The sequence below is a fragment of the Vibrio sp. AIC-3 genome (assembly GCF_013114515.1).
Taxonomy (GTDB): domain Bacteria; phylum Pseudomonadota; class Gammaproteobacteria; order Enterobacterales; family Vibrionaceae; genus Vibrio; species Vibrio crassostreae_C.
The window spans coordinates 1-16,803 of the sequence record NZ_VTXG01000026.1; the positions used below are offsets into that span (position 1 = coordinate 1).

The following is a 16,803-nucleotide window of genomic DNA, read 5'->3' on the forward strand; positions in this document are numbered from 1 at the left end:
CATTATCGAGCTATTTCAAGTAGATATGACAAGCTAGAAAGGAATTATGCCAGCATGTTATCGCTGGCATTCATGTTAATGTGGCTACCGATGTATTGTTGAACGCGAAATGCACAGCAAAGATCAACACGCCCTAGTGATAATTAATTAACTGTTAATGGTTTGTTGTTTGCTAGTATTAACTAAAGAGAGTGTGCTGATTTCTCCGGCTTTTTATTGAGTAAATTGATGTTCTCAAGGTCAGCGTTTTTGTAAGGAAGAGGTTTAGGATGGATCCTATTTTATATATCGAAGTTGGTGGTGTTGTGTGGCAAGTATTCCCTGATGGGACTTGGCTTCAATTACCTGCTACGCAGCCAAAAGTTGAAGGCGTGCAAGTCGTCAGCATTGAACCTCAGAATTTACAAGAGGCTCAGCCCCTAACCGAACCACAAATCGCCGCAGTTGAACAACAGTTGGAAAAGGTGGTCACCGAACTCGTCAACAACATTGAAAGCGCACCTCAACAGCCTAACTCAGTAAATGATCAACCTAGTTCCAGCGCCTCTTTTATTGCTTATGTTCGTTCCACCTTAGATGAAACGCTCGCTGAGGCGGGTTTTGATACGCGTCCTGCAGAATATGCCGACGAAGATACAACCTCGAATGAGGGTAACCTTGATATTCTGTTACCTAGTGCACTATTAACCGTTGATATTTTGGATGGTGGAGACGGTTACGAAAATCAGTTTGAAGTACCAAGTGTCACGATTACGGGCACGGCAGTGGATGTTCGAGACGGGCGTACCGTTGTTCTGACCATCACTGATGTTAACGGAAACACAGTAACCACCACAGCCATCACAAGCGATGAAACGTATGTCGTCAATGGCGTCGACCTCTCTTCATTGGAGGAGGGGGATCTTCAAGTCGATGCTGTCATTGCTGATGATTTTGGCAATAGCATTGCAGCTAACGATTCCACAATCAAAGACACATTAGCCAACATTGAGGTTGACTTCGATGGCTTTGGTGATGAGTTTTACAATCAATTTGAAATATCGAATGGGGTGCTAGTTGGTACGATTGCCAATGTAGAAGATGGGCAAACCATCAACATTTCAATTACCGATAGCCAAGGAACGATACAAGAATACACAACGGAAGTATCCGGCGGAACTTGGACTCTGACTCTTCAAGACTACTCAAGCTTTGCAGAAGGTGAGCTAACCGTTGTTGCCAATACTATCGATATTGCTGGAAACCCTACAACAGCGACCGACACGATCGTGAAAGATACGCTAGCGGACATCACCGCAGCGGTTGATGATGGTGGCGACGGTGTCCTCAATAGCTTCGAAATTCAGTCGGCTAAATTCTTTGGTACGGTACAGAACGTAGAAGATGGCCAAACGGTCAATATTCGTATTTCTGACAGCACAACGAATGTCATTGTTCTGACGGCAACTGTGATTGATGGTGCTTGGTCAGTTGAAGGCGTGGATCTAACCAGCTTTTCCGATGGTGGCATTCAAATTGAGGCTGACACTGTTGACGTTGCCGGTAACCCTGCTTCTGCAATAAATAGCGCAGGGCAAATTGTTATTGATACTGTTTCGCCTGTTATAGACATTGATACGCTAGACGGTTTTAGTATTTTGGCATTTCGTGGCGGCCAACTTACAACCATGCAAGGCACAACCAATGTTGCCGAAGGTCTTCCTGTTTATATTGAAGTTAATGATGGCTCTCAGACTCTTGTGTTTGAGGGTGTTGTTGATGCATCAGGTAATTGGGTTGTTGAAAATATAGATGTCTCGTCCCTAAACTTGGCGTCAGAATGGACAGTTGATGCCAAAGTTTTCAATACGGTAGGCAATCAAGCTATCGATGATATGCCAAGCATTATACTGCCCGAGTCGGTTGTGTTCTCAGAAACTGTTGTCGGGATTTTTGGAAATCAAACTCAGACCTCTGATATTCGCATCGATTATGCGGACTTCTCTTTTAGCGATGATCAAAGCATCGCAGAGTCACTAACTTCTCAAACCCTATCGATAACCGTTGCTGTATCGGCTGATAAACAAAGCCTAATTGGCACACGAAGCGATGGGCAAAAAGTATTCGATGCGTCAATTTCCGGCAGCAACGTAAATATCAATTTTTATAAGGCGATTGATCAGGAAGCTGGGTTAGATTCAATTCTGACGGCTCTGCTCATCGAAGGTTTGCAAACCGATGCTGATGGTACAACGGAGTTAGTGATAGGACGTTTACCTATTGTCATCAAAGATTCTGAACCTCTGGTTTTTGATGAGTCTTATCAAATGATCGAGGGTGAGATTGCGTCAGGGAACGTGTTGAATAACGACATCGATTTGGATACTCAACTTACGATAAAAAGTGTTGAAGTTGATGGTACGACCAAGACGATTGTTGGTGGCTCTCCGGTTTCATTTGCTACTAGCGAAGGCACCTTGACCGTATTTGCGAATGGCCACTGGACGTTCGTCGCCAACAGGAATTTGGACCACACAGTTGATCAGAACATCACCTTCAACTATGTTGCTGGCGACATCAGTAATGATTTCGGAAACGGCACTGCGGTCATTGATATTTTTGATGGTGATGCAGGGCTAGTTGTTGATGGGACAACGACCAGCTCTGAAGGTGATGTGTCTGATGGAATTCAAACTGTAGTCGGCCAGTTTACCGTTTCCGCTGGATCAGATAATCCAGATCCCGCTTCTATTGTATTTAATGCTAATACTCTGGTGCAGTTAGACGCCTTGGGCTTGACGACCGGAGATGAGAACTTTCCTCTAACCTACACGTTAGCGAATGATGGTAAAACGATTACCGCACAAGCAAATGGTGAAACGATATTCACGCTAACGTTGAGTGCAGTCGCTAGTGGTATCGATGTTCTAGCAGATGTCACATTAGTGTTAGAACAGTCTATTAACCACCTGTTCAGCAACGACTCCATCACCCTGCCACTTATTATTGATGGAACGGATTTAGATGGCACTTCTTTAAAACAAGGGCAATTCGACTGGATCATCCAGGATGGAGCCGACCCAATATTAACTTCAACTAGCAATGCTGCTGTGGACGAATCAGATCTTATTCACGGCAGTGTTTCAGATACTGGCACTTTCAATCTCAACGTCGGAAGTGACTTTGTTGAGTCTGTATTTTTTGATGTTGGAGATCAGCCGCAGTTGTTTAGTGGGGGTGTACAGATCATCTATGTGGTCTCTGCAGACGGAAATGAACTTACTGGTTATGTTGGCTCTGAAAGTGCTGAAAATAAAGCGTTCACCTTGAGCTTTACCTCTCTGTCAGGTGAGACCGATACTGATGTCACTTACACCTTTGAACTATTCAAGGGCCTCGACCAAACGAATGGAACCGACCAAATTCCTTTTGTCATCACAGCAAAAGATGATGACAACGATGAAACTCAATTAACCTTGAACGTCTCGATTACGGATGGTGGGGAGCCTACGATTGGCTCTGGCATGGTCGAGTTGAGTGAAAACCCTGTTGCTGATACAACCCCGTCTGGTGTTGGAACAACCGCGAGTGCAAGCTTAGCCGTGAGTGCGGGCAACGATCCACTCGTGTTCTTGGGGTTAGATGTGATAACTGGCCAAGCCGTTCTTGATAGTGACGGTGAGGCGGTGACACGTAATGGTGAAGCATTGTCTTGGCGAGATAATGGGGATGGAACGTTTGATGCGGTATTGTCGAATGGCGATGCTGTTTTCCAAGTGAGACTTCCTGAAGATTTTAGCTTAGAAGCCAATGGTTCCACGAATGTCACGGTTGAGATTGATTTGTACCAGTCAATAGACCACGGAACCGGTGTGAAGGACACAGAGCTGTCGATTCCAGCCTCAATCGTCACCATCGATTCAGACGGTTCACGAGATACACAAGAATCTGATATTAAGATTTACGATGGTGCAAACCCTAAAATTACTGTTATCGGAAGCATTTCTGTTGATGAAGACGGTCTGCTTGGAGACAGCGAACAGGTTGGTGTTGAAGATTCTAGCCCTTCGTTAGGAATAATCGAAGGTTCCGATGATGTTGTCTCTGTGACGGTCGACACCGCTGCGTTTGATGCACTTTCATATTCGAGTGCAGGGAAAGACATTTCACTGCAAGCTGTCGATTCTGATGGTTGGTATTACGGTCAAGATTCTGATGGAAACAATATATTTAGGATTCGTTTTAATACTGATGGGACAACAGAGTTCGACCTTTATGCACCTCTCGATCACGCCAATGCTGATGGAGAGAATAATCTAGCCCTCAATTTTGAACTGGTGGTCAACGATGCGGACGGCGATAGCTCTGATCCGGCAATTTATTCTGTCAACGTAACAGATGCTGTCCCAGTTGCGCGTTCAGGGGCAATTGAAATGGTTGAGGGTGATGACCTTAATGGACAATTTCTAACAGAAAAATTCGCAGGTGCCGATGGCGCAACCATTGTAAGTTTTGACTATCGCGGTACTACCTATACCTTTGATAACGCAGGAACTCCTATCACGATTAATCTAATTAATGATTATGATGGTGGGTCTACTTACGGTCAGTTTACGCTTTCTTCAGATGGTAGCTACCAGCTGACTACAAATCCCAATGTATCAACAAACCCTGCAGATCCTAAGATCGTCGATGACATCGATTATCTGGTGCGAGATGCGGACGGTGATAAAGTTACCAGTACTGCTGAGCTTATTCTGGATGATAACGAAGGTTTTATTCGTTATGAAGATTCTGAAACCACAGAAGACAATGACGCGATTATCGTTGTAAGTGTGGCAACCGGCGATGTCGACCAAAGCGAAACCGTTACTGCTATCGAGTTCTCAGAAGCATCGCTAAACGGTGGTAGCTTGTACCTTGATGGGGTGTTGCTTCAAGTTGTAGACGGCAAGGTCACCTTGTCTGGAAGTCAATTGGCAGCGATTGATAGTCAGTTCACTGGGCCTAATGGACAGTTGACTTATCGTCCCGCGCTTCATGAATCCAATACCACCTCAACGGTTATCCTAGCGATCAACGCAAGCATTAGCACTGATACGGATCCTAAAGAACTGACGGCTGATGTTGCAGTGTCTGTTTTACCGGTGGCTGATGCACCGGATTGGTCGGCTTCCGTATTCTCCTATCATTCAGTAGAAGATGACTCAGACCCAGTCAGTTTGGACATAACAGCTCAGCTGGTGGATCAAGATACGTCAGAAACATTGAGCTACCAGATTAGTGGGATTCCTGACGGCTTGAATTTGACGTTAAATGGCAACGCAGTCAAAGAAGGGAAATCTTACACACAGGCTCAGATTGATAAAATGGAAATCAGGGCTGACGACAACCTAGCGGGTCGCTTTGAGTTTGAGATTACTGCGGTTGCAACAGAGTCTGGCAATTCATTCGCTGACCCAGATGATAAAACGGCAAGTATTGTACATACCGTTACTGTCGATATTTCACCTGATGCTGATACTCCTCATGTGTCTGTTAAAGACTACAAGGGACTAGAGGATGAAGCTATTTACCTCAAAGACGTTATTGAAGGCGCTTTGGCGGACACCGATGGTTCTGAATCGTTAAGTTATATTATCCAAGTTCAAGATGGCTGGTCTGTTGAAGGTGATGGTACCGCAAAGATAGGCAATAATTCCTATTCAGTCACTGCCGAAGCTATCGCCAATGGTGTTGCTTATATTCAGCCTAAAGAAGACATCAGTTCCTTTACTGAAGATCTGTCAATAGACGTAACAGCAATAGCGACTGAGTCGACGATCGATTCACTTATTCCTATCAATGGGCAAGCGTCAAGTGATACAAAAACCATCAATATCTTTTTGAAAGGTGTTGTGGATGAACCTATCGCGGTAGACGGTGGTAATGGTCATTGGCAATACGACAGTGACAGTAAAGTCATCAGCAACCAATCGGTCTTGAATGAAGATGGGTTAATACAGCTCGACTTCCTCATACAAACGACGGATGACGATGTTTCAGAAGAGATCAACATACTGCTTACTAACATTCCTGAAGGCACTTTGCTGGTGGATGCGTTGGGTGAACCAGTATCGCTGACGATTGCGTATGTTGATGATGTGACAGGGCCCGTATTCCAAGTCTCTAACGCTCAACTGGATGATCTGTATCTCAAGCCAGTTCTTGATTTTAGTGGTGAATTAGAACTCACCGTTATTGCTATCTCAACTGAGCCCGATGGTGATTCGGGCGAGTTTCCTATGACACTTAAAGTAGAGCTAGCGCCGGTCGTTGATCAAGAAGACGGTCAAGTGGTCAGTACTCAAGGCATCGAAGACAGTCAAATCGGCCTGAACCTTGAACCTTCAGTGAATCAGGATATTGATGGCAGCGAATCCTTGACGGGATATGTCATTGATAGCCTACCTGCAGATCTCACTCTTTATTTTGATGGGAGTGTTATTCAGGTCCCAGCTTCAGGCTTAGATTTGGATACTCTACTGGACTCAACAACGCCAACGCTTTCGGATCTTCTAAGCAGCGGCAGGCTTTCTGTTACAGCGACAGAAGATTTAAGCGGAACATTCTCAATTCCTATCACCTATGAAGTCACGGATACCTCTCCAACTGGTGCAACGGATATTAAAGATATTACCGGATCCATTAACGTGACTGTCGATGCTCGTGTCGAGCTAGATACTCGATTAGAAGGCTCTACAGAGCTGTTACAGAGTACAGATGGCTCGCCTGTTGATATCTCTAACGCCGTGACGTTCGTCGACGCGGATATCGATGGGTCAGAGTACCTAGATTATATTTTGATCGAGATTCCCGACGGCTATTCGTTGATTGTTGAGCACCCTAATGGTGCTGCGCAAGATAGCTCTGGGAATTGGATCATATCGGCGGATGGGCTAACGAGTGACTCTTTCCAAGAGCTCGCAGCGTACATTTTAGATAATGCGACGATTTCCAGCCCAAGTAATACTCCGGTACTGGATATTGTGGTTCGTGCTCGTGTGATTGATGGTGAAGATGCGAGATATATTGATGCGACTTTCCCGCTGCAAATTACTGGTCATGACGGCGGTGGCGGTTCTTGTGACCCTGTTGGCCCACCAAGTCCCATTCAACCGGGTGGTGATATTAAGACTAATGAAGGTGAAGATATCGATTTAACGGGCTTGCTCAATACTAATGTAGCGAATGACCCAGACAATACGATCTCTTTCTATATTCCTGCCGATTCTCTTCCTGAAGGCGTCGAGATTTCGGGTGATGGTGTTATTGCGGAATATGACGCGGCTGGCGAAGTAGTTGGTTACTCGATCACTGCAGATGGACTCTCGAAACTAACGTTAACGGGCTTGGATGAAGATTTTGCAGGGTGTATTGATTTCACCATAGAGACTATTGAAACCTCACCATGTAGCGGTGATACGGTGACGACGGCCCAAACCATTAGTATCCAAGTTCTGCCTGTGGTCGATGACATTACGGTTGAAGCCGACTCCACAACCATTCAAGAAGACATCGCGACAGACCTTAACCTTGAACTGGTTCTTGGTGATAGCGTTGAAGATGGACAATTAATCACTGGTGAAGGCAATAGCGCTACCGGTAAAGAAACCGTTAACTCTCTAACGGTGAGCATTTCGAATGGAGCGACCTTGTCTGAAACTCCAACTGACACCGGGTTGTTAGTTGATAATGGCAATGGTACTTGGACGGTAACGGATCCTAGCCGCTTGAGTGATGTGTTAGTTACGCCACCTGAGCATTACAGTGGTGAAATTACCCTCACTGTGACAGCAAATATTACCGATGAAGCGGATTGCGTGACAGAAACGGATACGCAAGATAAAACGACGGTCGTGACTATTACTGTTGAGCCAGTCGCTGATGCGGCGAACTTGATAACAGAGGATATTATCGGAGATGAAGATAATTACATTTCGTTGTCATCACTTAGCGCAGAGCTGATTGACCAAGATGGTTCTGAAAACATGTCGCTTTCGTTGAAGGGAGTTCCTGAAGGCGCAGTTGTCGCGATTAAAATCGGAGACAACTATGAGTTGGTTCCAAACAATGGTGCTGATGGCGGTACCTTCGATGGAAACCCTACCTATGAGTGGCAGTTAGATCCAAGTCAGTTATCTAATCTAGTCATTCTGCCACCAAGAGACTTTAGTGGTGACATTAATCTGTCTCTAGAGGCGATTACTCAAGAAATTGGTACGACGGATATCCGTTATACACAATCTGAATTTACTGTAGGTGTTAACCCTATAGGTGACAAAGTTGAGTTCTTCGATTTACCTGAACAGCTCACTGGAAGTGAAGATGATGGCATCGTGATTCCTCTTGATGCCAATAGCTTTGAAACTAACAGTGATGAGTTTTTAGCAATTACGGTAACAGTGAATGGAACTTCGGACCCATCAGGGTTAGTTGGGTTAGACCGAATTCGAATTGGATCAGAAACCAGTTCTTTCACCAGTGTTGGTGGCATCATACAGGCGACGATCCTCGTTAAAGCAAGTTCTGTTGATGAGCTCGAATTCTTTGCAGGCGATGCGTTTGGTAACCTCGATATTACGATTACCGGCCGAACGGTTGATCAAAATACGGTACTCGGTGAGTTAGTGGTCGACACGGGTGACCCGAGCTCGCAAGACATGGCGCTTATTATCACACCAGAGCCTGATGCACCGTTATTGAGCGTTGAATATTCTTCGATCGTGGCAGAAGCAAGTGGCACGATTCCTCTTGGTTTAGACCTTTCTCTTGTAAACCCTGCTGATTCAGAAGTGGGCTTCATTACAATTCATGATATTCCCGCAGGTTTGACGTTCTCACACGGCTCTATGGTCGATGGTCAATATGTGGTGGACTTGGCAGATGTGCCTAACCTAGCGATTACCGGGGGCTACAACAGTGGTGATCAATTTGACCTAACGATAGAGCCGTCTGCAGAGATAGGCAATAACCAAGCGGTCGGGTTACCCCAAACCGTATCGATTGAGTTTGTCGCTGAAGGGGATTCTACGATTACCGCGACAGATGATAACGACCTGCTGATTGGCGGGACGGGCTCAGATAATTTTGTGTTCGCCTCTTCAGGCTTAGGGAGTGCAGAAGCACCAAGCTACGATGTGATTCAAGATTTTGATGCGTCTCCAGATACTGATGCAATTGACCTCTCGGGTATTTTGGGAAGCCTAGGGCTTAATACAGGGCTAGGGGCAAGACAATATCTAGATTTAGAAGAATCTGGTGAAGGCGTGACCATTTCTATTAAACCTAATGGCGACGAAGACGTTCAACAAAACATCTTAATAGCCGATGTCACGTACGACGATCTGTATCAAGGTGACAGTAGCAGTGCATTAGAAGCACAAATTTTACAAAAAATGATAGAAGACAATAATTTAACGCTGTAAGTTGGATGTACAGTCTATAAAAGGAAGTTTAGATTGGTAGAACAAAAAGACAGCTGGCTAGGTTGTGTTGAATGGTTATGTGAGCATTTTAATGTTCGCAGCCATCCTTCCAAAATAGTGTCTGGCCTACCTTTAAATGAAGGAAGGCTCAATGAATCCCTTTTCCCAAGAGCCATTGAGAAATCGGGGTTAACGCTGAGCCACGTTAAAAAAGAATTACTGACTCAATGTCAGTTCCCTGTTGTTGCTGTTGAGTCCGCGACAGGGTCTCCTCTTGTCGTAACCCAAAGCTCCGTTGGCGACTTTCAAGTATTGAATTGTGAATCCAACTTAAGCCAACAAATTCTCCTTAAAGACTTAGTCATTAAAGTGGATGCATTTGTTTGGCAAGTGGGTGCTCAAGCGCTTGATGACGCCCGTGTTCAGGCACATGAGCGCAATGACAGTAAATCCAACACCCGTTGGTTGTGGCGGGTGGTCAAAGAAGTGAAGCCTTGGTATCGCGATCTGTTTATCGCTTCGTTCTTGATCAACGTGCTTGCGCTAGTGGTTCCGTTATTTACCATGAATGTGTACGACCGTGTTGTGCCAAACCAAGCGTTTAACACGCTTTGGGTATTAGCAGCAGGCGTTGGTATCGTTGTTATTTTTGATTGGGTATTGAGAAGCTCACGAAGCTCTGTGACTGATATGGCTGGGCGCTATATTGATAACAAGTTGTCTTCTCAGCTGTTCTCGAAAGTCCTTGGTATGAAGCTCGAAAATCGACCTCAATCGGTAGGCGCATTTGCCAGACAGCTTCAAGACTTCGATAGCGTGAAAGATTTCTTCACTTCTATCTCGTTAGTCACTTTAGTCGATCTGCCATTCACTTTGTTATTCCTACTGCTTATCGGCTGGCTCGGTGGCGCAATGATGTTCATACCTGTCGCGATCATGCTTGTTTTGATTGTGCTGAGCATCGCGATGAAAGGCAAGGTCGAGAAAACATTCGATGAAACCGCACGTCTCTCGACACAAAGACAAGCCCAGCTGTTTGATTGCTTAACAACCCTTCCGGATATCAAGCAAAACAATGCTGAGGGTATTACCCAGAAGCGTTGGGAACAGACGATTTCGTCGCTCTCTCAATGGCAGACTCAATCTCGTCATTACTCCAATATCGTGACGCACTCTATTCAGTCCAGTCAGCAGATCGTTACCATCACTCTGATCATCTTCGGCGTGTATCAGATCTCTGAAGGCTTGCTGAGTATGGGTGGTTTGATAGCCGTTGTGATGTTGAGTGGGCGCGCTGCAAGTTCGGTGAACCAGCTTTCTCTTCTATTGCTGAGGTTCCAGCAAACACGTTCGGCCGTTGAAGGGCTGAATCAGATTATGGAGCTACCTCAGGAAGAGTCCAAACACCAAGTTATCGACAAAGGAGACTTTGATGGTGGGGTTAGGTTAGATGAAGTGACGTTTACTTATCCAGAGACTCAAAGCCCTGCATTAAAGGAGATTTCCCTAGAGATCAAACCGGGTGAGCGAGTTGGTCTTGTCGGTGCGGCAGGCGCGGGTAAAACAACTCTACTATCGATTGTTGCGCGCCAGTATTTGCCAACAACAGGACAAGCTTTCTATCAAGAAATCGATGGGCAATTATGGCCAACCAGCGTTCTGCGTAGTGGCATGGGTTGGGTAGGGCAAACCACTAATCTTATTTTTGGCAGTGTTTACGACAACGTTACGCTTGGTGCGACCAACGTTGATGAAGAAAAGCTAAGACAAGCTCTTCAACAGTCGGGTTTGAATGGTTACATGGGGCGCCTAAGCAATGGCCTTGAAACACCTGTCGGTGAGGGTGGTCGGTTACTTTCTGGTGGTCAGCGCCAAGCCGTTGCCATTGCGAGAGCTCTGTATCGTTGTCCAAAGTTATTGATCATGGATGAGCCCACCAGCGCGCTAGATAATCAGGCCGAGATTCAGTTCTTTAATGCACTTCAAAGTATGCCGAGAGAAACCTCAATGCTAATCAGCTCCCATAAGTCTTCATTCTTGATGATGTGTGATCGAGTGATTGTATTGGATAAAGGTCAAATCGTGGCAGAAGGTGAACCTAAAGAAATTCTCTCTTTACAGAAGAAAAGTGTACCTAAAGGTACGAGCCGGTTTAAGACGGTATCTGTGGTGAAGGGAGGTCGTCATGATTAATGATATTCAATGGACCAACAACCACTTAGCATTCCGCTCTCGAAAGCTGATTTGGTTGAGTGCTCTACTCATTGTATCAATTATCGGTTGGGCTACGTGGGCAACATTAGAAGAAGTCGTGATCGGTGAAGGTAAAGTCGTTCCAAGTCTTTCGGTGCAAACCATTCAGAGCTTAGAAGGTGGACTGGTTCAAGAGATCATGGTGCGACAAGGCCAATCTGTAGTGAAGGGGCAACCTCTAGCTAAGTTAGAAGACACACGTTTTAAGGCGGCGTTTTTAGAGTCGGCTCAACAAGCGGATACCTTGCTTGCTCAGCAATTAAGATTAAAGGCTGAGCTGTCGACGGTCGTTTTAAATAACGATGCGAAAGAGTGGTATGAGCGAGTGGTCTTGGTGCCTCAAGATATTGCGGTTGATGTATCAAGCCACCCTGCGTTAATGAATGCCAAGGCGAACTACCGAGAACGTTTAGGACAGTTGAAGTCTGAACTGGAAGAGGCGGCACTTCGTATCGAGCAACAAGACCAAGCTCGTGTCGATACGTTTAATAATATCCAGACTCTTGAAAGCAGCCTCGAGATTGTGATTCGTGAGCGCAACATGCTGAAAGACGTGGTAGCGAGCGGTGCTGTTGCGGAAGTTGAGCTACTTAAACTCAACCGTGATGTAGTCAAACTCAAAGGTGATATTGCTAGCTCAAAAGTAGCAGCGCAGAAGCAGATAGCTGCCTACTCAGAGTCGATAGCGGATCATCGAAGTATCGCTTTAGATTTTCGTACCAAAGTGCAAGGCCAGTTGAATGAAGTGGCGAGCAAGATAGCGCAGCTGAACGAAAGCCAGCAGGCGATTGCCGACCAACTCAAGCGTACTGAAATTGTCGCGCCCGTTGATGGCACAGTCAAAGAGATCTTTGTGCGTACCATTGGTGGTGTAGTTCGTCCCGGCGAGCCGATCATTGAGATCATTCCATCAAACAGTGACCTGATTGTTGAAGCGAGAATCTCTCCGCAAGATATTGCGTTTGTTCATAACGGGTTAGGTGCAACAGTGAAATTCACGGCCTACGATTTCGTCATTTATGGCGGACTTAAAGGCGAGGTGATTTACGTGAGTGCCGACGCCTTACAAACGGAAGACGGAAACGCCTATTATCGTGCCCATATTCAGTTAAACGAAGACCAGCAACAAAACTCTGCCTTTAGCATTATCCCGGGGATGCAAGTCGCGGTCGATATATTAACCGGAGAGAAAACAGTATTGAGTTATTGGTTAAAACCTATTTTACGAGCTAAGGAAAACTCACTTCGTGAACGATGAAGTGGGTTAAAGCATAAATATAAAAGGAAGTGTAATGCATTCAAAATTCTTACTCTCTTCTTGCTTGCTAATGAGTGGGCTGTCTCAAGCAGCTTCATTAGAAGAGTCCGTGGCCTTTGCCATCGACTATAGCCCAGAGATATTGGCGCAATACTCCCGATACCAATCGGTGGTCAGAGACGGAGACGCGGCGAGTGGTTTGTATATGCCGCAAGTGAACTTGTACGCGGCAGCAGGTTATGAAGAAACGCGCTACAACAGTGGTAGCAAACTTGATACCGATGATCGAGGCCTAACGAGAACGGAAATTGGCGTTAAAGTATCCCAGTTACTATTTGATGGTTTTAAAACCACATCGAATGTCGATCGACTGACGTTCGAAGCAGAAGCTGAGCGTCTAACTCTGATTTCGCGAGCTGAAAACGTATCGTTAGATGTGGTGAGAAATTACCTCGATATCCTAAAAGCAGAGACGCTACTTGAATTGTCTAAGCGTAATGTAAAAGAGCACCAAGAGATCTATCAAGATATCCAAGATAAAAAGAGCAAAGGCTTGAGTAGCAACTCGGATCTGGCTCAAATCTCCGCCCGTGTCGCGACCGCGCAGTCTTCACTTATCGCCGCTCAGAACAACCTGTTTGATTTGCAAACTCAGTATCTACGCTTGGTTGGCAAACCTGCGGTGAACTTGGTTTACCCCCGGTTTGATTACGCTCTATTACCAAGCTCAGCACAGGTCGCACTTGAACAAGCTGTCGAGAATCACCCTGAAATCAAAGCCTCTTTGCTTGATATCGACGCGGCTCGTAAAGAGATGCGCCGCGAGAAAGGGGATTACTACCCAGAACTAAAACTTGAGCTTCATGCCAATAAGAATGACAACGTATCTAACCCGCCAGGCGGTGTCGATGAAGATGCACGTATCATGTTGACGATGGATTATGACCTGTTTAATGGCTTCTCTACCGACTCCAGGGTTGAATCGTCAGCTTGGCGAGTGGAAGAGGCAAGGGCGATCCGATTACGAACAGAGCGTGAGGTTCGAGAAGGTACACAACTGGCTTGGAACGCTTACAAAATGCTTGAGCAGCAAAAATCCTTACTTCAACAGAATGTTGATGCAGCGAAAATTGCAGAGCTTGGCTATATCCAGCAATTCAATGTTGGCAGACGAAGCCTTCTTGATGTACTGGATGCAAAAGTAGAAGTGTTTTTGGCTCGAAGAAACTTCATCAGCACTGAATATGATCAAATGTTAGCGGCTTATCGAGTGTTAAATGCGATGGGTATGTTGACGTATGCGTTGAGGATTGAACATCCAGAAGAGTGGCAAGGGGAGAATAAGTAATGAGATATTTTAAACTAGCGCTATTTAGCTCTATATTGCTAATGGGATGTGCAGAAACGCCTGATACGACAATGACACGCCACCAAATTGATGACTTAGCGGATAATGACCGAGATGGTGTGATTAACCAGCGAGATCTATGTGCCGATACGCCAGAAGGTGTAACGGTAGACATTAAAGGGTGTGCTAATTGGAAAATTGTCGAAGATGTTGAAGTATTAAGTGTGGCATTTGATTTTGATAAGTATGACCTTAAACCTGATCATACCGCTGTATTAAATGAGTTGGTGCGTTTACTAGGAGAGCAGCCTGATGCTTCGGTTACCTTGGTCGGAGATACCAGTGCTGAAGGTACAAACGTTTATAACAAAGCATTGGCCAAGAAAAGAACTGGCGTGATTCGAGACGCATTGATTGATAGAGGCATCAATGGTGAGCGTATCTTCGAACAAGAGTTTACTCAGATAACCAGCTTAACTCAGCACCTTCACAAGCGTAAGCGCAGAACTATTGCGGTGATTAAGACAGAAAGCATGGAAGTGAATCCATCTTGGAACATCTTCACTTCAGAAATGCAGCTCGATAGTAATAGCGATGTTGAGTCTAAAACGTCGATTGATCCAGTAGGAGGCCAGTAATGAAACGTCTATCGAATAAATCGGGCTTACTGCTTGCTGCTGTACCTATGTTGTTCTCTGCATCGACGTTCGCGAATGATGCCAGTGACATTGGTTTGGTCGCGATTGAGCCGAATATGCAGGGGCTTGTAGAAGATCTGCTTAAGAGCCAAGAGATCGACTTAGAAATCTTGTTGAGTGACAGCGTCCCAGAACAGATGATCATGCAGCGCTCGCGTGTTGGTATCACTTCCAAAAAGTGGACTGACAAAGAGATGGCTAGGTTTGATATGCGTTACGGTTATAGGCCAACAGAGCTGATGTTGACCGCTGACGTGATTGCGATTCTAGCCAATGAAAATAACCCTGCGACATCAATCACCGTCGCTGAATTAATTGATGTGTTTGGTTGTTCTAACGATCCTAAACATCCAAAATGGTCAGCAAGTAGTGATATTCGTAACGGTGAAAGCCTAGATACTCATATGTTGCCCTTTGCCATTGATCACAACCTGAAAGGCCATACTACCTTTTCAAGTTGGGTCGAATGTGGAACAGAAGGAGAATATGCCCATACTCAGTTCTTAGCGGATTTACCTGATCTGATTAATAAGATTGAAGACGAAGATGCCGCCATTGGTTACACCGTTTACTCAGATCAGATCTCTGATGTGAAATGGTTGAGCGTGGTTGATAACCTAGGTGTGAACTACGACCTAAACAAAGAAACGATCCTCTCTGGTCGTTACCCGTTAGCAACGGTTTATTACATGTACTTGAATATTCCAGCGCATCGCAAAGGCTTTACGGAACAAGAGGAGTTCTTTGTTGGGCTTACCTTGTCACAAGATCATCAAGTCGTTTTGAACCAATACGGCTTCATCAGCTTGCCGCCAGAAGCTATTCAACGTAACAAAGTCAGATTGTCGCTTGAAGAGCCTGCTATTGAAGGTGGCTATAAGTAATTGGTACGGCGTGTTGCAACTGTTGTGGGAGAGTGATATTCTCTCTTTCGTAATGGTTCTCAACGTGACGGATTACGTTATTCGGTGATGAAATTATCTAGCGGGCATGTATGCCCGTTTTTTTTCGCCTAAAATTTGCGACTCGAGCAGTTGTTTGTCGTTTGGTCACGTATAATGGACACTTCATATAGCGCTAAATAAGCCCAGTCGATGAAAATCTTTCAAGTTCTAATCTTGCCTCTAATGCTGTCCCTCAATGCTATTTCATTTTCAGCGCAAGCAACCGAAAGCTGGTGGCTAAGAACAGTATTTAACAGCAGCCCAAGTCTGCCGAATTCTCAAAACTATATTAATGATATCGAGTTGATGGATTGTGGTGAGATCGAAGGTACTTTGTTGTGCAGTGACTTAACCCAATATTACGACCTGGATGTGTATGTTGAACTGGAGTTGGGGGACTCAAGTGTCGAAACGGTTCGCTTAAACCTGCCATATTCGGACCTAAGTTACACAAAGCTTCAGGCATACCTTCGCCAAGATGGCTTTGCTCTCAGTTCAATTCGTATTGGTGAAGATGAATTCGATGTTACAGCTCAACTCGAACAAGCTCGAAATGAAGGTGTTGGTTTCGATAAGGTGGATAAACAGCTGGTCGAATTTATCAACGCGCCTCACGGTTCAGCAGAGCAACTGAGTGTGTGGAATGTGCCTAGCTTATCTTCTTCTAGCTCTACTTCTCCTTGGATTCAGTTACAGAGTGATGGTGACAACTTAACGGTTGAACTTAATCGTTTTTAATTGCTCAAATTTATAGATAGTTTCGTTATTTATTAGGCTAAAAAAGCCTTTCAGGAGAACGGCTCGCGGGCAGACAGCAAGTTATAATTCATTTAAGTGTTCGTTTTTCTGCGGCTCT

7 protein-coding genes and 1 pseudogene are annotated in these 16,803 nt (G+C 45.2%); all 8 read left to right on the plus strand.

The genetic code is table 11. From position 1 onward, the window contains the following. Window positions 1-102 (plus strand): annotated as a pseudogene (locus tag F0229_RS16460) (IS5/IS1182 family transposase); the annotation flags it as partial. A gap of 167 nt (window positions 103-269) precedes the next feature. After that, window positions 270-9,446 carry an RTX toxin gene (locus tag F0229_RS16465; protein ID WP_171733266.1) on the plus strand — a complete coding sequence of 3,059 codons (9,177 nt, stop codon included), beginning with the start codon at window positions 270-272 and terminating at the stop codon, window positions 9,444-9,446. Between the two features lie 33 nt (window positions 9,447-9,479). Beyond that, complete coding sequence (locus F0229_RS16470; protein ID WP_171733267.1) at window positions 9,480-11,639, plus strand: type I secretion system permease/ATPase; 2,160 nt, start codon at window positions 9,480-9,482, stop codon at window positions 11,637-11,639. Further along, window positions 11,632-12,957 carry an HlyD family type I secretion periplasmic adaptor subunit gene (locus F0229_RS16475; protein WP_171733268.1) on the plus strand — a complete coding sequence of 442 codons (1,326 nt, stop codon included), beginning with the start codon at window positions 11,632-11,634 and terminating at the stop codon, window positions 12,955-12,957. The genes F0229_RS16470 and F0229_RS16475 overlap by 8 nt, the downstream gene beginning before the upstream one ends. Before the next feature lie 34 nt (window positions 12,958-12,991). Further along, window positions 12,992-14,305, plus strand: coding sequence for a TolC family outer membrane protein (locus F0229_RS16480; RefSeq protein ID WP_171733269.1), 1,314 nt, complete (start codon window positions 12,992-12,994; stop codon window positions 14,303-14,305). Then, window positions 14,305-14,943, plus strand: a complete 639-nt coding sequence (locus tag F0229_RS16485; RefSeq protein ID WP_171733270.1) for an OmpA family protein — start codon at window positions 14,305-14,307, stop codon at window positions 14,941-14,943. Before F0229_RS16480 ends, F0229_RS16485 begins: the two co-directional genes overlap by 1 nt. Next, complete coding sequence (locus F0229_RS16490; RefSeq protein ID WP_171733271.1) at window positions 14,943-15,887, plus strand: PstS family phosphate ABC transporter substrate-binding protein; 945 nt, start codon at window positions 14,943-14,945, stop codon at window positions 15,885-15,887. The genes F0229_RS16485 and F0229_RS16490 overlap by 1 nt, the downstream gene beginning before the upstream one ends. Window positions 15,888-16,097: 210 nt before the next feature. Beyond that, a complete protein-coding gene (locus F0229_RS16495; protein WP_017071598.1) occupies window positions 16,098-16,685 on the plus strand; it encodes a hypothetical protein in 588 nt (195 codons plus the stop codon). Window positions 16,686-16,803 lie beyond the last annotated feature (118 nt).

What these genes read in the sequence shown, in the direction of transcription:
- F0229_RS16465 (WP_171733266.1), top strand. Translation starts at nt 270, where the DNA reads ATGGATCCTATTTTATATATCGAAGTTGGTGGTGTTGTGTGGCAAGTA.
- F0229_RS16490 (WP_171733271.1), top strand. Translation starts at nt 14,943, where the DNA reads ATGAAACGTCTATCGAATAAATCGGGCTTACTGCTTGCTGCTGTACCT.
- F0229_RS16480 (WP_171733269.1), top strand. Translation starts at nt 12,992, where the DNA reads ATGCATTCAAAATTCTTACTCTCTTCTTGCTTGCTAATGAGTGGGCTG.
- F0229_RS16485 (WP_171733270.1), top strand. Translation starts at nt 14,305, where the DNA reads ATGAGATATTTTAAACTAGCGCTATTTAGCTCTATATTGCTAATGGGA.
- F0229_RS16495 (WP_017071598.1), top strand. Translation starts at nt 16,098, where the DNA reads ATGAAAATCTTTCAAGTTCTAATCTTGCCTCTAATGCTGTCCCTCAAT.
- F0229_RS16475 (WP_171733268.1), top strand. Translation starts at nt 11,632, where the DNA reads ATGATTAATGATATTCAATGGACCAACAACCACTTAGCATTCCGCTCT.